Origin of the sequence: Microbispora corallina, from assembly GCF_016863035.1 — a bacterium.
In the GTDB taxonomy this organism is placed as follows: Bacteria; Actinomycetota; Actinomycetes; order Streptosporangiales; family Streptosporangiaceae; genus Microbispora; species Microbispora corallina.
The window spans coordinates 1-21,545 of sequence record NZ_BOOC01000067.1; the positions used below are offsets into that span (position 1 = coordinate 1).

Annotated in this window: 17 protein-coding genes; 9 read left to right on the forward strand and 8 right to left on the reverse strand. The window is 70.6% G+C overall.

The genetic code is table 11. The annotated features are described in order from the left end of the window. Positions 1-167: 167 nt before the first annotated feature. On the forward strand, positions 168-1,769 hold the full coding sequence (locus tag Mco01_RS37865; RefSeq protein WP_204061647.1) for a ricin-type beta-trefoil lectin domain protein: 1,602 nt from the start codon (positions 168-170) through the stop codon (positions 1,767-1,769). Between the two features lie 89 nt (positions 1,770-1,858). Here Mco01_RS37865 and Mco01_RS37870 read toward each other — a convergent pair whose 3' ends face one another. Then, positions 1,859-2,836 carry a sugar kinase gene (locus Mco01_RS37870; RefSeq protein WP_204061648.1) on the reverse strand — a complete coding sequence of 326 codons (978 nt, stop codon included), beginning with the start codon at positions 2,834-2,836 and terminating at the stop codon, positions 1,859-1,861. Between the two features lie 116 nt (positions 2,837-2,952). On the opposite strand from Mco01_RS37870, the gene Mco01_RS37875 reads away from it, so the two are divergent. Then, positions 2,953-4,974 carry a right-handed parallel beta-helix repeat-containing protein gene (locus Mco01_RS37875; RefSeq protein WP_204061649.1) on the forward strand — a complete coding sequence of 674 codons (2,022 nt, stop codon included), beginning with the start codon at positions 2,953-2,955 and terminating at the stop codon, positions 4,972-4,974. A gap of 112 nt (positions 4,975-5,086) precedes the next feature. On the opposite strand, the gene Mco01_RS37880 is transcribed toward Mco01_RS37875, so the two are convergent. After that, a complete protein-coding gene (locus Mco01_RS37880) occupies positions 5,087-5,842 on the reverse strand; it encodes an SDR family oxidoreductase (RefSeq protein WP_204061650.1) in 756 nt (251 codons plus the stop codon). After that, positions 5,839-6,849 carry a zinc-dependent alcohol dehydrogenase gene (locus Mco01_RS37885; protein WP_204061651.1) on the reverse strand — a complete coding sequence of 337 codons (1,011 nt, stop codon included), beginning with the start codon at positions 6,847-6,849 and terminating at the stop codon, positions 5,839-5,841. The genes Mco01_RS37880 and Mco01_RS37885 overlap by 4 nt, the downstream gene beginning before the upstream one ends. A 138-nt stretch (positions 6,850-6,987) precedes the next feature. Between Mco01_RS37885 and Mco01_RS37890 the strand changes: the two genes are divergently transcribed. The 7 genes from Mco01_RS37890 (at position 6,988) to Mco01_RS37920 (ending at position 13,663) form a co-directional block, all read left to right on the forward strand. Continuing rightward, positions 6,988-8,346 (forward strand): ABC transporter substrate-binding protein, encoded by a 1,359-nt coding sequence (locus tag Mco01_RS37890; RefSeq protein ID WP_204061652.1) that lies wholly within the window; start codon positions 6,988-6,990, stop codon positions 8,344-8,346. Between the two features lies 1 nt (position 8,347). After that, positions 8,348-9,283 (forward strand): carbohydrate ABC transporter permease, encoded by a 936-nt coding sequence (locus Mco01_RS37895; protein WP_036320832.1) that lies wholly within the window; start codon positions 8,348-8,350, stop codon positions 9,281-9,283. Positions 9,284-9,286: 3 nt separating this feature from the next. Continuing rightward, complete coding sequence (locus Mco01_RS37900; RefSeq protein ID WP_204061653.1) at positions 9,287-10,198, forward strand: carbohydrate ABC transporter permease; 912 nt, start codon at positions 9,287-9,289, stop codon at positions 10,196-10,198. A gap of 25 nt (positions 10,199-10,223) precedes the next feature. Beyond that, a complete protein-coding gene (locus Mco01_RS37905) occupies positions 10,224-11,411 on the forward strand; it encodes a mandelate racemase/muconate lactonizing enzyme family protein (RefSeq protein ID WP_204061654.1) in 1,188 nt (395 codons plus the stop codon). A 67-nt stretch (positions 11,412-11,478) separates the two neighbouring features. After that, positions 11,479-11,823, forward strand: a complete 345-nt coding sequence (locus Mco01_RS37910; RefSeq protein ID WP_204061655.1) for an L-rhamnose mutarotase — start codon at positions 11,479-11,481, stop codon at positions 11,821-11,823. Further along, positions 11,820-12,650 carry an amidohydrolase family protein gene (locus tag Mco01_RS37915; RefSeq protein ID WP_204061656.1) on the forward strand — a complete coding sequence of 277 codons (831 nt, stop codon included), beginning with the start codon at positions 11,820-11,822 and terminating at the stop codon, positions 12,648-12,650. Before Mco01_RS37910 ends, Mco01_RS37915 begins: the two co-directional genes overlap by 4 nt. After that, complete coding sequence (locus Mco01_RS37920) at positions 12,647-13,663, forward strand: aldo/keto reductase (RefSeq protein ID WP_204061657.1); 1,017 nt, start codon at positions 12,647-12,649, stop codon at positions 13,661-13,663. Before Mco01_RS37915 ends, Mco01_RS37920 begins: the two co-directional genes overlap by 4 nt. Before the next feature lie 47 nt (positions 13,664-13,710). On the opposite strand, the gene Mco01_RS37925 is transcribed toward Mco01_RS37920, so the two are convergent. From Mco01_RS37925 to Mco01_RS37945, 5 genes are all read right to left on the reverse strand, one after another. After that, positions 13,711-14,463, reverse strand: coding sequence for a FadR/GntR family transcriptional regulator (locus Mco01_RS37925; protein WP_036320825.1), 753 nt, complete (start codon positions 14,461-14,463; stop codon positions 13,711-13,713). A 176-nt stretch (positions 14,464-14,639) separates the two neighbouring features. After that, positions 14,640-16,982, reverse strand: coding sequence for a ricin-type beta-trefoil lectin domain protein (locus Mco01_RS40015; protein WP_204061658.1), 2,343 nt, complete (start codon positions 16,980-16,982; stop codon positions 14,640-14,642). Positions 16,983-17,212: 230 nt separating this feature from the next. After that, a complete protein-coding gene (locus Mco01_RS37935; protein WP_204061659.1) occupies positions 17,213-18,682 on the reverse strand; it encodes an arabinofuranosidase catalytic domain-containing protein in 1,470 nt (489 codons plus the stop codon). A gap of 834 nt (positions 18,683-19,516) precedes the next feature. Next, the gene (locus Mco01_RS37940) at positions 19,517-20,257 is read right to left on the reverse strand and encodes a FadR/GntR family transcriptional regulator (RefSeq protein ID WP_036320821.1); all 741 of its coding nucleotides are present in this window, start codon (positions 20,255-20,257) and stop codon (positions 19,517-19,519) included. 211 nt (positions 20,258-20,468) lie between these two features. After that, on the reverse strand, positions 20,469-21,272 hold the full coding sequence (locus Mco01_RS37945) for a FadR/GntR family transcriptional regulator (protein ID WP_204061660.1): 804 nt from the start codon (positions 21,270-21,272) through the stop codon (positions 20,469-20,471). Between the last annotated feature and the right edge of the window lie 273 nt (positions 21,273-21,545).

A 21,545-nucleotide genomic window follows, 5' to 3' on the forward strand; every position in this document is an offset into this window, starting at 1 on the left:
GGACGTCACCGCCGCCGGCTACCGCTGACCCCTGATCGGCGCTTGATCGGCGCTTGATCGGCGGCCACGAACGCCGACGCGTCCGTCCGCCCCCAGCACCCCCTACCGCCGCCCACCCGGAACCGCCGGGTGGGGGCGGGTGATCCAGCACAGAACAGAGGAGTCCGATGCAGAAAATCGTCCGATGGGCACTGGCGGCGGTGGTGGCCGCCGGGTCCCTGGTCGTGGCCGGCGGGGCGACGTCGCCCGCGGCCGCGCTGGACAACGGCCTTGCCCGCACGCCCCAGTTGGGATGGAACGACTGGAACAGCTTCGGCTGCAACGTCAGCGACTCGCTGATCCGGCAGAGCGCGGACGCCATGGTGTCCAGCGGAATGGCCGCGGCCGGCTACCAGTACGTCAACATCGACGACTGCTGGTCGACCAAGAGCCGCAACTCCAACGGCGACCTGGTGCCCGACCCGCAGAAGTTCCCCAACGGCATCAAGGCCGTGGCCGACTACGTCCACTCGAAGGGGCTGAAGCTCGGCATCTACTCCTCCGCGGGCCTCACCACCTGCGCCGGGTACCCGGCCAGCCTGGGCAACGAGCGCAGGGACGCCGCCTTGTGGGCGTCGTGGGGGATCGACTACCTGAAGTACGACAACTGCGGCGACCACCAGGGCAAGACCGGGCAGCAGCGGTACACGGCGATGCGCGACGCGCTGGCCGCCACCGGCCGCCCGATCCTGTTCAGCCTCTGCAACTGGGGACAGGAGAGCGTCTGGACCTGGGGGATGGCGACCGGCAACTCCTGGCGCACCACCGGGGACATCCAGGCCAACTTCGGCTCGGTGACGAGCATCCTCGACCAGCAAGTCGGGCTCGACGCGTACTCGGGTCCGGGCGGCTGGAACGACCCCGACATGCTGGAGGTGGGCAACGGCTCGCTCTCGGGGACCGAGGGCCGGGCGCACTTCAGCCTGTGGGCGCTGCTGAACGCGCCGCTCATCGCGGGCAACGACATCCGCACGATGAGCTCCGACACCCGCACGATCCTGACGAACACCGAGGTCATCGCGGTCGACCAGGACTGGGGCGGCCGGCAGGGCACCAAGGTCAGCGACAACGGCAACCTTGAGGTCTGGCGCAAGCCGATGTCCAACGGGTCGGTCGCGGTCGTGCTGCTCAACCGCGGCACGTCGACGGCGACGGTGTCCACCACCGCCTCGGCCGTGGGCCTCGGCTCCGCCTCCTCCTACTCCGTACGCGACCTGTGGGCGCACTCCACCTCCTCCACGTCCGGCACGATCAGCGCGTCGGTCCCCGGGCACGGAGCCGCGATGTACGTCGTGACCGGTGGGGGCATCGTCACGCCCAGCCCGACGCCGACGCCGACGGGGAGCACGAGCGCGTTCCGGGGTGTGGGGTCGGGCCGGTGTCTGGACGTCACGGGCGCCTCGCAGGCGAACGGGGCGCTGGCGGAGATCTGGGACTGCAACAACCAGGCGAACCAGCGGTGGACGGTGACGAGCGCCGGTGAGTTGCGGGTGTACGGGTCCAAGTGCCTGGACGTCAACAACCGGGGCACGGCCGACGGCACCAGTGTGCTCATCTGGGACTGCAACGGTCAGAACAACCAGCAGTGGCGCCTCAACTCCGACGGCAGCCTGACCGCTGTCGGCGCGAACAAGTGCCTGGACGTGCCGAACAGTGCCACGGCCAACGGCACCAAGCTCCAGATCTGGACCTGCAACGGGCAGGCCAACCAGCGCTGGACCCGCGTCTGACCCTCACCACCTCCGAGCCGGTCCGCGCTCCCCACGCCCCCCCACGCGCGGACCGGCCCGGCCGGGCGGGACGCCACTCGCCCGCATGCTCAGCGGCGCACTTCCCGTCCCGCGCCGCGGGCCACGTCCAGCACCTCCTCGGCCGAGAAGCGGCACTGGTCCCCGTGCACGGTCATGGCCAGGGAGGCCATCGCCGTCCCCCGCCTGAGCGCCTCCTCGGGGGAGCCGTCGAGCACGCCCCACAGCACACCGGCCGCGAAGGCGTCCCCGGCGCCGATCCGGTCGACGCCGGCGGTGGGCAGCGCCGGAGCCGCGACGGACTCGCCGTCCCACCACGCGACGGCGCCGTCGGCGCCCGACGTCACCACCACGCGGCCGATCGACAGCGTCTTCGCCAGGTCGCTCGCCAGCGACGGCGCGTCGCCGGCGAGGCCGAAGAGGTCGCGCGCGTCCTCGGCCCGGCAGATCAGCAGGTCGACGTGGGCGGCGAGTTCGGCGGTGAACGAGGCGGCCGCCTCCGGCGAGGACAGCGCCGCCCGGTAGTTGACGTCGTAGACGACGAGCGCGCCACGCTCGCGTCCCTCCCGCGCCGCCCGCAGCACGAGCGCGCCGGACCGCGGCGCCACGGCGGCCGTGATGCCGGTCAGGTGGACGATCCGCGCGTCGCACACGGCGGCCCAGTCCAGGTCGTCGACGGAGAGCGAGGCGAACGCGGTGCCGGCCCGGTCGTACACCACACTCGTGGGGCGCGGCGGCGAGCCGATCTCCGCGAAGTACAGTCCGAGACGCTCGCCGGCCGTCCACCGCACGGTGTCGAGGGCGACGCCCGCGCTCGACAGCGAGTCGGCGACGCGCCGCCCGAGGACGGTCTGCGGCAGCGCCGACGTCCAGCGCGTCGGCACGCCGACCGACGCCAGGGCCACCGCGACGTTCGCCTCGGCGCCGCCGACGTGCACCCGGAACTGCCCGGAGTCGCGCAGCCGCTCGCCCGGCGCCGGTGACAGACGCACCAGGGCCTCGCCGAGCGTGGAGACCTGGGCCGCCCCGGCCGGTCCACCGATGCCCATGATGCCGCTCCCCAACGGTTTCTAGATCGGCTCCCCTTGACGGGCCTCCCCTTCGGAGAGTAATTCATCATACGTCTTATGAGTAACGTCACATGCACCAGAGGAATCGGGGACACGTGAGACAACGTCATCTGGCATCCGTCGCCGGAGCAATCTCCCTCGTCGCGGCCGGGATCGTCGCGGTCAGCGCCACGCCGGCGCTCGCCGTGCCGCCGCATCCCGGCCGGACCACGATCGTCGTGTCGCCGGACGGCGACGACCGCAACCAGGGCACGCCGGGCAAGCCGCTGCGCACGCCGGCGGCGGCGCAGGCGATGGCCCGCGCGTCGGCGCACGCGGGAAGCACCGTCACGGTCGAGCTGAAGGACGGGACCTACCGGCTGGACAAGCCGTTACGCTTCACCGCGGAGGACTCGGGCACCGGCGCCAAGCCGGTGACCTGGACCGCCGCGAGAGGGGCGCGACCGGTCATCTCGGGCGGCCGGGAGGTGACCGGCTGGACGCCGTACGACGCCGGCAAGAACATCTTCGTCGCCTCCGTGCCGAAGGGACAGGACAGCCGCCAGCTCTACAAGAACGACGCGGCGGCGCCCCGCGCGGCGATCACCATCGCCCGCGGCGACGTGACGGTCACGCCGTCGGGCATGGAGATCAGGAATCCCGCGCTCGGCTACCTCGCGACGCTGCCGGACCAGAGCCGCATCGAGGTCGAGAGCCAGGACTCGTTCACCGACCGGTACGCCCCCGTGCAGAGCATCAGCGGGACGACGATCACGATGCAGCAGCCCGCCTGGCAGAACAACAACTGGGGGTACGACACCCTGGCCCACCCGTTCGCGGGTGGCCGCCTGCTGCTGGAGAACTCCTACGCGTTCCTCCAGGAGGGACAGTGGTACCTCGACCCCGCGGCCGGCAGGCTGTACTACCGCGCCGCCGCCGGTGAGGACCCGAACGGCCAGTCGTTCGTGCTGCCCTACCTCGAGTCGCTCGTGCAGATCGCGGGCAGCTACGCGAACCCGGTGCACGACCTGACGTTCTCGGGCATCCGGTTCTCGTACTCGACCTGGCTGTCGCCCGGCTCGCCGATTGGCTACGCCGACCAGCAGAACGGCGCGTTCATTCCGAAGGCGTACCCGCAGCCGGCCGACTACCTGAGCAGCTGCCAGTCGGGCTGCCCGCTGTTCGAGGGCGCGCGCAACGGCTGGAACCAGGTCCCCGCCGCCGTCCAGGTCGCCGCGGCCAGCCGCGTGACCTTCTCGGACGACACCTTCGCCCACCTGGGACAGGTGGGCCTCGGCATCGGCCTGGACGCCGACGCGAACGGTGCGGGGATCGGGCTCGGGGTCACTGAGACGACCGTGCACCACAACCTGTTCACCGACCTCGGTGGCGCGGGGGTCGTCGTGGGCGGTGTGCAGCCGGACGCCCACCACCCGAGCGACCCGGCGATGACCCTGCGCGACATCACGATCGACAACAACCTGGTGACCGACGTCGCCAAGGACTACAAGGAGATGTCGGGCATCCTGTCCACCTACGTCGACCACGTCGTGATCGCGCACAACGAGGTCTCGAACCTCGCGTACGACGGGATCGACACCGGCTGGGGCTGGGGCGCGAACGACGCGGGCGGCAGCCAGGACTACCGCAACCGCGGCCTGTACAACTACCAGCCGGTCTACACGACGCCGACGACCCTCAGGAACACCGAGGTGACGGGGAACCTGATCCACGGGGTCAAGAAGGTCTTCCACGACGGGGGCAGCCTGTACAACCTGTCGGCCAACCCGGGCGCGGTGTTCAGCGGCAACTACATCTACGACACCCTGCACACCGTGGGTCTCTACCTGGACGAGGGATCCCGCTACGTGACGATGAAGAACAACGTGGTCCAGGACTGCGGGGTGTGGGTCTTCACGAACTCGTACGGGACGATCAACAACACCAGCGACAACGTGCTTGCCCACAACTGGTACAACTCCGGCGTCACGCAGACGCCGAACGCGGCGCAGCACAACAACCAGCTGATCGACAACGTGCAGGTCTCGGGTACGGCCTGGCCGGACGACGCCCAGGACGTGATCGCGCACGCCGGCGTCGAGCCGGCCCTGCGGACCTTCCCCGGGGTCTCGCAGTAGTTCCCGGCAGACGAGGAGGCGGGGGGAGCCGTGCGGCTCCCCCCGCCCTTTCACGCCGTGCGCCGGGCGGAGACCTCCGGGCGTCGCGCGCCCGGCCGTCCCCCGGCCGCGGTCAGCGCGCCAGCCACCCGCCGTCCACGGGGACGACCGCCCCCGAGACGTAGTCGGACGCCGCCGAGCAGAGGAAGACGGCCGCGCCCGCGATGTCGTCGGCGCGACCCCAGCGTCCGGCCGGGATCCGCTCCAGGATCGACCGCGACCGCTCGGGGTCGCCGCGCAGCGCCTCCGTGTTGTCGGTCGCGATGTAGCCCGGCGCGATGGCGTTGACGTTCACCCCGCGACCGGCCCACTCGTTGGCGAGCGCCCGGGTGAGGCCGGCGATGCCCGACTTGGCGGCGGTGTAGCCGGGCACGTTGATCCCGCCCTGGAAGCTCAGCATGCTCGCCGTGAACACGATCTTGCCCCGGCCGCGCTCCAGCATCGGCCGCGCCACCAGCTGGGTGAGGGCGAACTGGCTCGACAGGTCGACCTCGATCACGCGGTCCCACCATGTGAGCGGATGCTCCGCCGCGGGGGCCCGCTCGATCGTGCCCGCGTTGTTGACGAGGATGTCGGGAGCCCGCCCGGCGAGCTCGGCGCCCAGGGCCAGGACGGCGTCGCGATCGGCGAAGTCCACGGCGCGGCCCTCGAAGGACCGGCCGAGTCCGCGGACCGTCTTGGCGACCTCGTCGTCCGCCCCGAGGTGAGCGCTGACACCGATGATGTCGGCTCCGGCGGCGGCGAGGGCCTCGGCCATGGCGCGGCCGATGCCCCGGCGGGCGCCGGTGACGACCGCCAGACGGCCGCGCAGGTCGAACAGGCCGCTCATGCCCGGGCCTCCCCGGCGACGTCCACGAGGATCTTCATGGCGCGGCCGGCCGAGAGGTCGTCGACCGCGGAGGCGATCTCCTCGAGCGGGACGACGCCGGAGATGACGGCCTCGGCGGGGATGACGCCCCGGCCGAGCAGCTCGACGGCGCGCTCGAAGTCGGACCGCTGGTACACCCGGGCGCCCAGCAGCCGGAGCTCGCGCCAGAACACGCGCTGCAGGTCCAGCTCGCGGGCGGCGGAGTGGATGGCCACCACGACGATCGTCCCGCGCACCTTCGCCAGCGCGGTGGTGGAGCGGGCCGCGGCGGCGGCTCCCGACACCTCGAACACCACATCGGCGCCGACGCCGTCCGTCCAGCGCTCGACCTCGGCGACCAGGTCGGCGGAGGAGGGGTCGATCACCTCGAAACCGAGCTCGGCGACGCGGCTGCGGCGAGACGCGTCGACCTCGGCGACCATGACGTGGGCGCCGGCGTGCCGCGCGACGGCGGCGATGAGCACCCCGATGGGGCCGCCCCCGAGCACGACGGCGCGGTCGCCGACCTGGAGCTCGGAGCGCCGGACGTCGTGGACCGCGACGGCGACCGGCTCGACGAGGGCCGCCGTCCGCAGGTCGAGGCCGGCGGGGAGCGGCACGGCGGTCGAGGCCGGGACGTTCCACCGCTGCTGCAGCCCTCCCGGAGAGTCGATGCCGACGAAGACGAGGTTCTGGCAGATGTGCTGATGCCCGGCGAGGCAGGCGGGGCAGGTGCCGTCCCAGAGCAGCGGCATGACGGTCAGGGGGTCGCCGACCTTCCAGCCCTCCACGCCCGCGCCGACCGCCGCCACCGTGCCCGACGTCTCATGGCCGAACACGAGGGGCGTGCGCACCCTGGCGTCCATGTCGCCGTGCACGATGTGGAGGTCGGTCCCGCACAGTCCGCAGTAGGCGACGGCGACCTGGAGCTCGCCGGGACCGGGCGGCGCGACCTCGATGGGCACGGTCGTCAGGCGACCGTCACCCACGTATGCAGCACCCTTCATCGGGTGTCCTCACTCTCCTCAAGGCGGTGCTTCAGACCGCTTGCACACGTAATACGTATGCTCTATTTTCATCACATTGCGGGGGTCGTCAATGTGGGCGACAAGACAAAGGACACCAACATGGTCCGTAACAAACTTCACGGATATACCGGCCGGGTGATCGGTGGCGTGGGCGTTCTCGCCGTCGCCCTCACACTGGCCGCCTGCGGCGGCAACAGCGGTTCCTCGGTCGGCTCCTACGGCTTTCCGCAGGTCACGCAGGATGACAAGGCCCCGATCACGGTCTGGGTGGACGCCGACCGGTCGAGCGCGGTCGACGCGTTCAAGAAGGCCAACCCCGGCGTGAAGCTTAACGTCGTCACCTACGACGGCTCCGCGAACGGGTCGAACTCCTTCCGGACGAAGGTACAGCTCTTCGACCGCGCGGGCAGCGGCTGGCCCGACGTCGTCTTCTCGTCGCAGAACAACGACGCGGCGTGGGCGAGCCAGAAGAGCAACGGCAAGCAGGCGTTCGCGGCCGTCCTCAACAGCGGGCTCGTCCCGAAGGCCACGCTCGACAACTTCACACAGGGCTCCCTGGCCCCGTGCACCGTCGAGGGCAAGGTCTACTGCCTCCGCAACGACCTCGCGCAGGTGGTGCTCTGGTACAACAAGAGCCTCCTCGACAAGTTCGGCTACTCCCTCCCCACCACGTGGGAGGAGTACCAGGCGATCGGCGAGAAGCTGGCCAAGGAGCACCCCGGCTACATCGTCGGCGCCGTCGGAGACTCCTTCGCCCCGGAGATCTACTTCTGGGGCAGCAAGTGCCAGGCGAACGGCATCACCGGTCCCACGTCGGTGACGGTGAACACCGACAGCACGGAGTGCAAGCGCGTCGCGTCGATGCTCGACACTCTGATCAAGAACGGCACCGTCCCCAACCTGAGCGTCTTCACCCCGGAGTTCGTGAAGAAGTACTCCGACAAGGTGGTCCTCATGCCGGGCCCGGCCTGGTACGCGGGCGCCATCTTCAACAACCCGCAGTCGCTCAACGTCCCCGCCGGCCAGCTCGGCGTCGCGGCGCCGCTGGCCTGGCAGGGCGACAGCGCCGCGACGGGCAACGTCGGCGGCGGCACCTGGTTCATCAGCAGCCACGCGAAGAACCTCAAGGCGGCCGAGAAGTTCGTCGAGTTCGTCACGACGGCGGACGACTACCAGGTGAACCTCGCTCCCGGTTACCCGGCCTACGCGCCCGCCGCGGACAAGTGGATCAAGAAGCAGGAGTCGAGCGGCTACTACGCCACCGACCTGGGGGCGCTGATCAAGGCCGGTCCGCAGATCTGGACCGGGTGGGGCTCCGGGGTCTTCAGCCAGGAGGCGATCTGGGCCAAGACGATGACCCCTGCGATTGCCGGTGGCAAGAGCCTGGTCGATCTGCTTCCCGAGTGGGAGACCGCGATCAAGAACCAGGCGCAGGTCAACGGCTATACGGTCAAGTGACATGACGGTTACGAATCAGGCCGCCCGGCCCGCGGTGTCACCGCGGGCCGGGCGACCGGCCGGCCGGGGTGACGGCGGTGAGCGGAGCGCGATGAGCTACGCCTTCATCGCGGTCTACGCGGTGCTGACGATCGCGTTCGGAATCCTGCCCGCCATCTACGCCCTCTACCTCGCCTTCACCGACGGCGACGGCGCTTTCGCGGGGTTCGCCAACTTCACGAAGGTGATGAGCGACTTCCGGTTCCTGCCCGCCGTCGGGCACGTCGCCCTCTACCTGGTGATGTGGCTGGTGGCCCTGGTCGTGCTGGTCACGTTCCTGGCCCTCGTCGTCCACGCGATCCGCGTGCGCTGGCTGAGCAAGACGCTCCGGTTCGTGTTCTACCTGCCGGGCGCCCTGGCGGGCGCGTCGAGTGTGCTGCTGTGGCTGTTCGTGCTCGACCCCACCGCCAGCCCGGTCGGCGGCCTGCTGCGGCTGATGGGTTTCTCCAGCTTCGTGCAGGTCATCGTGCCGGGCAACCTGCCCCCGATCTTCGCCGTCATCGCGTTCTGGACCGGCGCGGGCGGCTGGATCGTCATCATGTACGGCGCCCTCAACAACATCAGCGACGACGTGATCGAGGCCGCGCGCATCGACGGCGCGACCACCGTGCAGATCGCCTGGCGCATCCAGCTCCCGCTGCTGCGCAAGTGGATCTCGTACATGGGGATCATGTCGCTCGCCGCCGGCACGCAGCTTTTCGTCGAGCCGCAGTTGCTCTCGCAGGCGAGCAACGCGATCGTGCCCAACGACTACTCGCTGAACCAGCTCGCCTACCAGTACGCGTTCCAGCAGAACGACTTCAACGGAGCGGCGGCCATCTCCCTGCTGCTGCTCGTCATCGCCCTCGCGCTGTCGGCCGTCTTCGTGACGCGCGGCGGCCTGTTCGAGAGGGGCTAGCACATGACGACAGTGGACATCGGCCGCCACGCGCGGCGCCAGGGCGGGGTCAGCGGCTGGAGCGGCCGGACGATCGTCGGGGTCGTGGTCGCGATCTTCGTGCTGTTCTTCGCCATCCCGATCGTCTGGCTGCTGCTGGCGACGACGAAGTCGGCGCACGGGCTCATCGTCGACGACCCGTTCCTGCCCGGTGGCCTCGGCGACCTGGCCGCCAACTGGGACCAGCTGTTCGGGTTCCAGGACGGCGCGGTGACCGCGTGGGTGGGCAACTCGGCGCTGTACGCCCTGGGCGCGCTCGTCATCACGCTCATCGCGAGCATCCCGGCGGGCTACGCGATGGCCCTGACGGAGTTCCGGTTCCGCCGGTCGCTCCTCGTGCTGACGCTGATCGTCATGCTGATCCCGAACACCGCGCTGGTGCTGCCGATCTTCCTCGAACTGAACGTGGTCGGGCTGATCGGCAGCCCGCTCTCGGTGATCCTCCCGATGTCGTTCTTCCCGTTCGGGGTGTACCTCACGTACATCTACTTCTCGACGAGCGTCCCGCGCGATCTGCTCGCGGCGGCGCGCCTCGACGGATGCACAGAGCTCCAGGTGTTCACCAGGGTCGCGCTGCCGCTGGCCGCGCCGATCGTCGCGCTGGTCGCGTTCTTCAGCTTCGTGCAGAGCTGGAACAACTTCTTCCTGCCCTTCGTGATGCTGCCGTCGAGCGAGGGATATCCGGTGCAGGTCGGCCTGACCTCGCTGCTCGCCTCGACTCCGGCGTTCAACCCGAGCTCCGCCGGGACGCAGTCCGTGCAGTTGCCGACGCTCGCGCTCGCGACCGTCATCTCGGTGCTGCCCGTGCTGATCGTCTTCCTCTTCGCGCAGCGCTTCCTGGTCGCGGGCATGACGGCGGGCGGCACCAAGGAGTGAGTAGGAACATCATGAAGGAGCGATTTTGAAGGTCACCGGATACCGCAGCCTCACGACGGTGCACGACTGGGGGCGGCTGATCGGCGACGCCAACGGGGTCATGTCCGAGCCTCGCACCGACGTGCACGTGCTGATCCTCGAGACGGACAGCGGCCTGGAAGGAGTGGGGCTCGGCGCGCACGGCGACGTCGACCGCGTCTTCGGCGCTGTGGAGGGTGAGGACCCGCGGGCCGTCACGGCTCTCTACGACCGCATGCTGGCCCGGGTCTTCAAGACCGGCCACTCGGGCGCGACGTTCGGCGCGATCGGCGCGATCGACATGGCGCTGTGGGACCTCAAGGCGAAGGCGGCCGACGAACCGCTGTGGCGCACCCTGGGCGGCCGGGACCGGTTCGTCGCCGGCTACGCCTCCGGGCTGGACATCGCCCTCGACGACGAGGCTCTCGTGCGCCTCTACGAGCGCTTCGCCGACCGGGGCTTCGGCGCCGCCAAGCTGAAGGGCGGCCGTGATCTTCAGCATGATCTCCGCCGGCTGCGAGCGTTGCGGGACGTCCTCAGCCGCAACTCGGCGCACCCCGCTCTCATGTTCGACGCCAACGAGTCGTGGAACCGGTCCCAGGCGGTCCGGTTCATCAGCGCGATCGAGCGCGAGATCGACCTCGCCTGGGTCGAGGAGCCGGTGCGGCGATGGGACGCGGCCGGGCTCGCCTCGGTCCGGCGGGGCATCCGCGCCGCCGTCGCGACCGGTGAGAACCTCACCGGGCTGGAGCAGTACCGGCCGCTCCTGGACGCCGACGCGATCGACATCGTCCAGGTGGGCAACGTCTGGGGCATCACGCACTTCCTGCGGGTGGCCGCGGTGGCCCACGGCCGTGACCTGCCCGTGAGCCCGGTGGCGTACCACGCCAACCCGCTGGCGCACGCGGCCACGGCGGTGCCGAACCACCTGGCCTTCGAGGTCCAGGACCTCTCGTCTCCCGTCGGACTCCAGGTGGACCAGGAGTTCGACGACGGCGGCATCGTCCTCGGCGACGAGCCGGGCATCGGCATCCGGGTCGACGAGGAGCACATCAAGATCTCGCGAGCCGCCAACCCCCCGGCCGCGATCACGGGGCCGCACGTCCGTCCCGACCGGGCCGGCCTGCGTCTCGTCCCCGACCCGCGTCAGGACGGCCGCATCGACGGGCACGCGGTGGGGCAGGTGGGGTCATGAGCGAGCGAAGCGTACGGGGAGGCGCGCCGCGCGGACGCGCGTGCGAGCCGTCACACGAGGAGGCGGCGTGAGCGCCCAGAACCGCATCGAGCGTCACGCCTTCGTCGTCGGCGTCCGGCCGGAGCGCCGGGAGGAGTACCTCGAACTGCACAGCAACGTCTGGCCGCAGGTCGAGCAGACGCTGCGCGACTCGAACGTCACGAACTACTCCATCTTCATCGTCGGCGACACCCTGTTCGCCTACTACGAGTACGTCGGCGAGGACCACGCGGCCGACATGGCCCGCATCGCCGAGGACCCGGTGACGCGCGAGTGGTGGACGCACACCGACCCGTGTCAGGTGCGCATCGTCGAGGAGCGTGACCCCGGGGCTCTGTGGCAGCCGCTCGACGAGGTCTGGCACCTGTCGTGAGCCGTTCGATCGACGCGCACGTCCATCTCTGGAACCGGGCCACGGACCCCCAGCCGTGGATCGACCCCGCGACGATGGGGGTCATCGACCGCGACTTCGCGCCCGCCGACCTCGGGCGGATGCTCGACTCGACGGGCGTGGACGCCGCGGTCGTCGTGCAGTCGAGCAACAGCGCCGCCGAGACGCGACGGCTTCTGGCGCACCCCGATGCTCGCATCGCCGGGGTCGTCGGCTGGGCCGATCTCACGGGCGACGTCGCGGCGCAGCTCGACGGGCTCGGCCCCGCGGAGCGCGGGAGGCTCGTCGGGATCCGTCACCTGGTCCACGTCGACCCCGACCCGGCGTGGCTCCAGCGCCCCGACGTGGGCAAGGCCCTGGAGCAGCTCGGCGCCCACGGGCTCGGCTTCGACCTGGTCGTGCGCTGGTGGCAGCTGTCGCCGGCCGCGGCCGTCGTGGCCGCGCACCCCGGCGTCCGCTTCGTCGTCGACCACCTCGGCGGGCTGGCCGAGTCGGACGACGACGCCGGCTGGGAAGCCGGCCTGCGCGAGCTCGCCACCCGGCCGAACGTCTTCGCGAAGATCTCCGGGCTGGCCGGGCTCGTGAGCGGTGGCGGGGGAGCCCGCCTGCGCCGCGCGGTGGACGTGGCGCTCGAGGCGTTCGGCCCCGAGCGCCTCATGTACGGGTCCGACTGGCCGCTCGCCGAGCTGGGGGCCGGTCCGGTCGCGTGGCGGTGCGCCGTGGACGAGCTCGTCGCCGAGCTGAGCCAGGCGGAGCGGCGGGCCGTCATGTCCGGCACCGCGTCGGCCTTCTACGGGCTCGGCGCATGACGGCCGCCGTCGCCGGACTGCTGAACCTGGGCCGGCCGGGGCGCGGCGTCCTCGGCCTCGGCGGATCACCGCTCGGCAATCTCGGCCGGGCGGTGAGCGACGACGAGGCCGCCCGGACGGTACGCCGGGCGTGGGACCGCGGCATCCGCTACTTCGACACGGCGCCGCACTACGGTCTCGGGCTCTCCGAGCGGCGCATCGGCGCCGAGCTGCGCCGCCGCCCGCGCGACGAGTTCGTCCTGTCCACCAAGGTGGGCCGCCTGATCGTGCCCAACCCTGAGCCACGCGAACGCGACGACGACGGATTCGCCGTGCCCGGCGACCGCACGCGCCGCTGGGACTTCTCGGCGACGGGTGTCGAACGCTCCCTCAGGGAGAGCCTGGAGCGCCTCGGACTCGACTCGGTCGACATCCTCTACGCGCACGACCCCGACCAGGCGGGGGAGGGCGCGGCGCGCGAGGGCCTCGCGTCGCTGGCGCGGCTCAAGGCCGCCGGCCTGGTGAAGGCGATCGGCATCGGGACCAACGCGACCGCGGGGCTCGCCGGGATCATCGAGGACGGTCTCGTCGACGTGATCATGCTGGCCAACCGCTACTCGCTGCTCGACCACAGCGGGCTCGACGCGGTGCTCGGGCCGGCCCACGAGGCCGGCGTCGCCGTGGTCGCCGCCGGCGTCTTCGCCACCGGCCTGCTGTCCACCGCGCGGCCGGCGCCCGGTGCGACGTACGAGTACCGGGCCGCCGACGCCGAGGTGATCGGGCGGGCCGACCGCCTCGCGGCGATATGCGAGGACCACGGGGTGGAGCTCCCCGCCGCCGCGCTGGCCTTCCCGCTGCTGCACCCCGCCGTCGCCGCGGTCGCCGTCGGCATGCGCTCGCCCGGCGAGGTGGACGAGGACCTCCGGCGGTTCGAGACCGACGTCCCGGACGGGCTCTGGACGGACCTGATCGCCGAAGGCCTGATCCCGGCCGCGGCCGTGCCGGCGCGCGGACGCCGGGCAGCGGAGGCCTAGAGCCGGGGAGGGCCCAGGGCTCGGGGATGCCCGGAGCCGGGGGAGTCCTAGAGCCCGGGCTCCTCTTCGGGCGCCCCGAGCCGGCGCCGCTCCCAGGAGCTGACGATGTGGTCGCGCATCGCGCGTTCCGCGGCCTCGGCGTCCTTGCGGGAGATGGCGTCGACCACCAGGGCGTGCTCCTCCACCGTGGAGTGGAAGGCGTCCTCGTACCGCATCCCCTGATACCTGCTGCTCTCGAGCGCCCGCCGGTACAGGCGCTTGGCGATGTTCTCGGCCAGGCGGTTGCGGGACAGCTCCATGATCGTGAGGTGGAAGACCACGTCCGCCTGACGGAAGGAGTCGCTCTCGTGTTGCGTCTCCCGCATCGACTCCAGGGCGTGCTCGATGCGGGTCAGCTCCTCGGCCGTGCGCCGCGTCGCCACCGCGCCCGCCATGGCGGACTCGAGGCTGCCCCGGACGATCGTCAGCTCGTCGAGGACGCCCAGGGACACGTCGTTGTCGATGAGCGCGGACAAGACGACCGGGTCGAGCATGTTCCATGACCCGGACTGCGCCACCTGGGTGCCGCGGCCCTGTGCCACGACCACCAGGCCCTTCTCCTCGAGCCGTTTGACCGACTCGCGGAGAACCGTGCGGCTGACGCCGAAGTGCTCGCAGAGCGTGCCCTCGGGCGGCAGCAGCTCCCCTTCGGGAAGCTCGCCCGTGACGATGAGCTCGACCAGCTCGCTGACCACCGCGACGCCCAGGCGCTCGGCGGGCCTGCGGGAGGAGAAGGCGAACGCGTCCTCTTTGGCGCTCATGGATGCACTCTAGTGCAGCCCCGTAACCCGTCCTGGGCGTGCCTGGATCACTCGGGAAACCGAGGGCCGTTCCCCTCAGAGGCGCCGCCGGCCCGCGGACCCCGTCTCGGGGCCCGCGGGCGTGGCATCAGGTCGTCCTGCGCCGGACGGTCGCCACGGCGGGCGACCGCGTCAGCTCAGTTGCGGCTCCACTGCTGGTTGGTTCCGCCGTTGCAGGACCACAAGACGATCTTCGTGCCGTTGGCCGTCCCGGCGCTGTAGGCGTCCAGGCACAGCCCGGACGCTCCGGTGACGGTGCCGTCGGCGTTGACGTTCCACTGCTGGTTCGTCCCGCCGGAGCAGCCGTTGATGACGACGGCGGCGCCGTTGGTGGTGCCGCTCTCGAGGCACTTGGTGCCGTACACCTGGAGCTGCTTGGACGAGGTGTACGTCCACTGCTGGTTGGCGCCGCCGTTGCAGTCCCACAGCGCCACCTGCGTGCCGTTGGTCTGCGACTGGTTCGGCACGTCCACGCACCGGCCGCTGGCCAGGCCGCGCAGCAGGTTGCCGTTTCCGGTGCCGCCGCCCTGACCCGGGGTGATCGTCAGGTTGTCGAACTGCGCGGTCTCGGTCGTGCCGGTGCCCACGCCGATCTGGCCCGCGCCCCAGGTGCCGTCCGTGACCGAGCCCACCTGGGTGCCGTCGATGCTCGCGGTGATCGTGCTGCCCGAGAAGCCCAGGGCGAGCGTGTGCCAGCGGCCGGTGCCCAGTGCGGCGACCGTCCCGCTGCGGATGGTCGTCATCGCGTTGTCGACGTTGTTGCGCAGGATCTGCCAGGCGCCGGCGTCGGTGACCCGCAGGTAGTAGGCGTTCAGTCCTTCGGGACCGAAGGAGTGCTGCGCCCCGGCCCGGCCGATCACCTCGGCGTACCCGCTCTGTTCGAGCAGGACGTCGGTGGAGACGGTGTAGTTGGTCCAGCCCAGATCACCCAGCAGGGCGTAGGGGTGGGAACCGCCGGTCCACAGGATCGGCTGGCGCGGGGCCATCTGGCGCACGCACTTGCCGGACCGTCCGCCGCCGCAGGCCACGACCTCGAACGAGCCCTGCATGTCCTGCAGGTACTTCGCCTCACGGCCGGTGGCGTAGGAGTCGAAGTCGTCGGAGTAGGGGAGGGCCAGCGAGCCGCGGGCGGGGCTGGTGGCGGTGCCCTTGCCCTGGCCGGTCGTGGTGGTGATGGAATAGACGTACCCCGGCTGGACGGTCAGCGAGAAGGCGCCGCCCGAGGGGGTGATGTCGGTGGTGTGCCGGAAGTAGTCGGCGGAGTTGCCGGAGTTGAGGTTGGTCGCCCACACGTGCACCTGGCCGGTGGACAGGCCGCCGGTGACGGTGAAGTTCAGGGTCTGGGCGGCGGTGGCGTCCATCGTCTCGACGATCGTGCTGTAGTCGCCGCTGTTGGGCGCCTTGAGCGAGACGTAGCTGCCGTTGGCGCGGTTGCCGCCGATGTAGCCGCTGGAGGAGTCGAGGTACTTCCACCCGGGGCTGGTGAACTGCGTGGTGTGGGCCATCACCCAGGCGTTCTTGCCGATGGCGTAGTAGCCCGACCAGGGCTGCGGCGCGACCGCCACGCCCATCGTGGCGAACGGGAGGTTCGGCGGGATCGCCGCGATCACCGGCCAGTTGATGTACGCCGTCATCTTCCCGTCGATGTAGTCCCGGTTGATGCCCCGCGCCAGGGCCTTCGCGCCGTCGTTGTAGTCGTCGGAGCCGTTCTCACTGGCCCAAAGGACCTTGCCGGAGTTGATCGCGGTGGTCGAGCTCGGGCAGTTGGTCTGGGCGCCGCGGTACCCGCAGACGTAGTGGCTGCCGTACACGTCGACGGCGTTGCGGAAGGCGGTGTTGTTCGCCGCGTCGTCGGCGACGCCGAAGCCCCAGTCGTCGGAGGCGACGATCTTCACGTTGCCGAACCCGTGGGAGTCCAGCGCCGAGTTGAGGTTGACGTACCAGTTCAGATCGCGGCCCTTCTCGTTCCAGCCGCCCAGGTAGTCGATTGTCAGCCCGTGGCTGTTCTTGGCGCAGCCGAGCCAGTCGACCAGGTAGTTGATGGTGTCCTGCGACCAGAAGTTGCCGTTGCCGAGCCAGCCGGGGGCGCCCCAGGAGAGGCCGACCAGCTTGATGTTGGGGTTGCGGGCCTTGGCCTGCTCCATCAGCCACCACTCGTACCCGCGGTTGCAGTCGAGGTCGCCCGAGGTGTGCCGGTGGCTCGGCTCCGCGCCGTCCGTGGAGTTCGTGTCGCCGCCGATCTCGACCTTGAGGATCTGCATCGAGGCGCCGTATCCGGGCTTGAACAGGTAGTCGAGGATCTGGCTGCGCTGCGGCTCGGGATAGTCGATGAGCAGGCGGCTGTTTCCGCCGCCGCCGCTGATGGCGCCGACGCCGTCGAACGTGCGGCCGCCGGAGCCACCGTTGATCGTGATCCCGACGGCCGCCTGTGCGGCCGACACGGCCACCAGCGACATCGCTATGGACAGAAGCGCGACCACCACTCTCATGGCGACTCGCGCGGTGCCTTCTCTTCGCCGGCTCATGGGGGGTCCTTTCGGTGAGTTAGGCGAAATCGAGGAGACGACAGGCCTGCCGGGAGCAGGCGCCGTCATGGGGGAACCGCGGCGGGGGCTCGGCGTCGGCCGCCGCCCGCCGTCCCGCGGTGGGAGGCGCACCGCCGCAGGCCCCCGGCGTCCTGCGGCGGTGCGTCCTCACGTCATGGGCCGGCTCAGTTGCGCCGGCTCCACTGCTGGTTGGCTCCGCCGTTGCAGGCCCAAAGGATGATCTTGGTGCCGTTGGCGGTGGCGGCGTTGTTGGCGTCCAGGCACAGGCCGGACTGCACGCCGGTGATGGTGCCGTTGGAGTTGATGTTCCACTGCTGGTTGGTCTGGCCGTTGCAGTCCCAGATGATCACCTGGGTGCCGTTGCTCGTGCCCTGGCCGTAGGCGTCCATGCACTTGTTGCCGTAGACCTGAAGCTGCTTGCCGGAGGTGTAGGTCCAGCGCTGGTTGTTCTGGCCGTTGCAGTCCCACAGCTGCACCTGGGCGCCGTTGGCCTGCGAGACCCCGGTGACGTCGAGGCACCGGCCCGACTGGCCGCCCACGATCTGCTGACCGCCCGTGGTGCTGCCGCCGGACATGGAGTAGCCGACGGAGGTGATGTTCGCCTGGACCGCGTTCTCGGTGGCGTCGGACGGGAAGCCGGACGTCACGGCGCCCTCGAAGAAGTACCCCTGTCCGGTCGGGCTGTTGTCGCCGCCGGTGCCGAGCAGGATCGAGCTCTCCAGCTTCATGGGGGAGTATCCGTTGGGCAGCGCGCCCGAGTACGTGGTGGTCAGGCCGCCGCTGTTGCCGTTGCCGTACTTCAGGGTGAAGTTGGTGGTCCCGTTGTTCTTCAGCCACGCGCTGACGAACGGGTAGTGCACCCCGGAGTTGTTCGGGTCCTTGTTGGACCCGGTGTTGGTGTGGTACATCCCGTTCTCCAGGTCGGCCTCCACCCAGGGGCCGGTGCCGGTGCATCCGCCGAACCAGCAGGCGGTGCCCCAGTAGATCGCGTTCATGGTGGCGTTGCCGGTGTCGTTGTGGGAGTTCTCGCCGCTGCCGTAGTCGAAGCAGCACCACTGGTCGACGTAGTTGGACGAGGTCACCATGTAGATGCCCTCGGGCTTGCTGCCCGTCGGGACGTTCTTGGCGTTGTCGATCCGGTAGCCGGTGCCCTGCGTGCTCTTGATCCCGTACACCGGGTGGCCGCCCGCGGTCAGCGGCAGCGCCTTGGCGTCCGCGCCGATGTCGGCCCCGTTGGGGCCGGGGCCCTTCCAGAAGCCGCCCCACGAGATCGGCAGGTCGTTGTGGTTGGCGGTCTGGTCGTAGATCTTCGTGATCGTGCAGGAGGTGTTCGCGCAGAACGAGTCCTGCGCGGACGCGTCGGCGTACCCGCCGGCCTCCAGCAGCCCGATGTCGCGGTAGCCGCGGTCGGACGCGCGCTGCACCTGGTACAGCGGGCCGCTGTAGGCGCCGAACAGCGCCCGGGTGGTGCTGTGCGCCGCCACGCACGGCGTTCCACCGGTCGCGTAGATGTCGCACGGCAGCGAGGTCGCGGCCTGCGCCGTCGTCTGCGAGGCGGCCGTCCCGGCGAGGAGTACGGCCAGGGGGACCAGCGCCGCCATCACGAGACGGCCGAGCCTTCTTCCTGTGTTCAACGGTTCCTCCGATCGTGCGCCACGCGTGGCGTGGCGAAGGGGGGTGTGGGTCCCGCGCTGCGTGCGTGCGGCAGCCGGTGACCGCGGTCAGACCGGATTGTTAGCGTTAACATCACTACGCTCGGGCATCACCGAGCTGTAGCGGTCCCCGAGTCCGGAGAGGCGCATCCACGTGGTGATCGGGTTCACCTGAGCCACGGGCCGGGCGCGCTCGCCGCCCCCTCCGGCCGGCCGCGCCGCGGCCGGTGATCGTGGAGGCGGGTCGGTGGTGAGAGAGCGCTCACGTGCTTCTCCATGGAGGTGCGCGGTGCCACGAGTGACGCCACGAGGGGGGTGCGGCGGGGGCCGTGGAAGGGACGCGGCCGGCTTCGGCGCAGAGGGCTGGGGATGTCCCGCGCCCACGTGTGCCGACCGGCCCGCGACGCCTGCCTCTGTGGAGGCTGCCTCCGGGGTCTAGGTACTAATTACCCTAAGGAAGTCGTACCACGTCAAGAGTAAGTTTCAGACTTAGCACAGACGACTCCGGCGACTGTGGGCATTCCGACCACCCTGTGTGCGCGTGACGGCCGTCGTCGCGCGGCCGAGGCGTGTCGTACATCGCCCCTGTTCAAACGGCGCGAGGAAGGGGATGAGTCGGACTTTCGCCGGGGGTCGCGCACGGCGGGAGCACCCTGGTCGCCCCAGCCGGGACCTCCGCGAGACCGGCCGGCCGGCGTGTAAGTTTCACGGACGGCCTGCCCGGACGGCATGGGCGGACGGCCCGGTCGGCCGACGGCGAGCGGGGTCGCCGGAGGCTTCGCCCGAGGGGTCGGTCGGTGGGATCGGTCGGTGGGATCAGTCGGTGGGGGAGAAGAGGCGCTGCTGGATCTCTCTGCGGTAGTCGTCCAGCGTGTTGTCGATGTGGGTGGCGGCCGCCAGGGCCGCCGCCTCGGGGTCGCCGGCGCGGATGGCCTGGTAGATGGCCTCGTGTTCCTCCACGGCCTTGGCGGCGTGGCCGCCCAGCGAGCCGCGCAGGCCGATCATGTGGGACTGCCCCTGGAGCCGCCGGGCCTGCCGCACCGTGTTCTGGAGGAACATGTTGTGCGAGGCGGTCGCGATGGCGGTGTGGAAGGCGTCGTCGCCCTCGTTGAACAGGTCCTCGCGTCCCGTGTCGTGGCCCTGGCGGCACAGGTGGGCGGCCTTCTCGATGGCGGCGAGCTCGGCGGGGGTGGCGCGGCGGGCGGCCAGGCGGCTGGTCTCCATCTCCTGTGCCCGCCGGAACTCGAAGAGCATGTAGACGTGGTCGAGGTCGGTGGGGAGGAAGAAGGGCGCCCACCGTCCTCCGCCGAGCATGCCCTCGTCGTCGGCCACGTACAGGCCGCGGCCCTTCTGGGCGCGGACCCGGCCCAGGGCGGAGAGGATCTTGACGGCCTCGCGGACGACGGTACGGCTGGTGCCGAGCTGGCGGGCCAGCTCGACTTCGGTGGGCATGCGGTCGCCGGGGCGCAGGCGCAGCCGGGCGATGAGCTCCAGCACCTGTTCGGCCGCCACCTCGTAGCCCGGCCGGTATCCTCCCTCGCGCGGAGTGTCGGTCACGGTGCTCCCTTCTTGCGATCGCCTGCAAGAGTATGACTTATCTCGTTCGCCGTACATCCGGGGGGACGCGATCGGGACGCCGAACGGCACGTCGGCGCCGACCGGCTCGACGTGCCGCGTACGACCGAGACAGGCACTCCTAAGGCGCTGAAGGTTCCCTACGCCGATCGGGACGTGCGTCGGCGGGGGGAGGAGCACTCCGTACGCCGTCTCATTCGAGGGCGTCCAGGGAGCCGGCTCCGCCGGAGAGCGCCCCGTGGATGCCGGGGCGGCGCCGGGTCCACGAGCCGAGGATGTGGATGCGCATCGCGGCCGCGGCCCCCTGGGCGTCGCCCTGGAGGATCATCGACTCGATCTGCCGATGCTCGGCGAGCGACTGGACCAGTTCCTCCCTGCTGGGATCGCCGTTGTACCGGCTCGACAGCCGCGCCTTCGCGTGGATGCTGTGAATGATCGCGTGACCGAGACGGTTGCCGGACGCGATCATGATCATCTCGTGGAAGACGACGTCCTCCCTGGCGTAGCGCAGCGGCTCGTCGAGGGTCTCCGTCAGGACGTTCGCCTGCTCGGCCAGCGCCTCGGCCTGTTCGGGCGTGATCACCCGGGCGCACTGCGCCGCCATGTCGCACTCGAGCGCCGCCCGGACGTTGATGAGGTCGTCGAGGATCCGCAGGTCGCTGTCGTGCCGGATCTGGGCCTCCAGGACGATGGGGTCCAGGAGGTTCCAGCCGATGGGCTCCAGGACCCGGGTGCCCCGGCCCGGAATCGCCTTCACCAGGCCCTTCGCTTCGAGAAGCTTGATCGACTCACGTACCACCGTGCGGGAGACCCCGAACTCCTCGCACAGCTCGGGCTCCGTCGGGAGCACGCTGTCGACCGGGTAGCCCCCGGACACGATGCGGTCGACCAGATGGGTGACGACGGTGTCTCCCAGGCGGCGGGGGCGACGATGCCGGATCGGCTCCAGCAGGTCACGGGACGCGCCCGCGTCGGGCTGGGAGAACTCGGCACTCACCGTGCCGCCATGGAGATGGTCACGACGTCGAGTATACGCACCTGCGAATACGTAATTCATATGATGAAATGTCGAGATTGTGACCTGGCCATGTCGGGACTGCGTACGCGATCCGGACGCTATCGGGACACGAGGCAGGAGGCGCGCAGGGAACGCCGGGATGTCGGACGCGTCCACGACGTCGTCGCGCCGCGTCGTGCGCTGAGACGGCCGGGAGCCGGCCCGCGCGTGGGGGCGCGGGCCGGCTCCGGGGTCGTCACGGGGTCGTCAGGG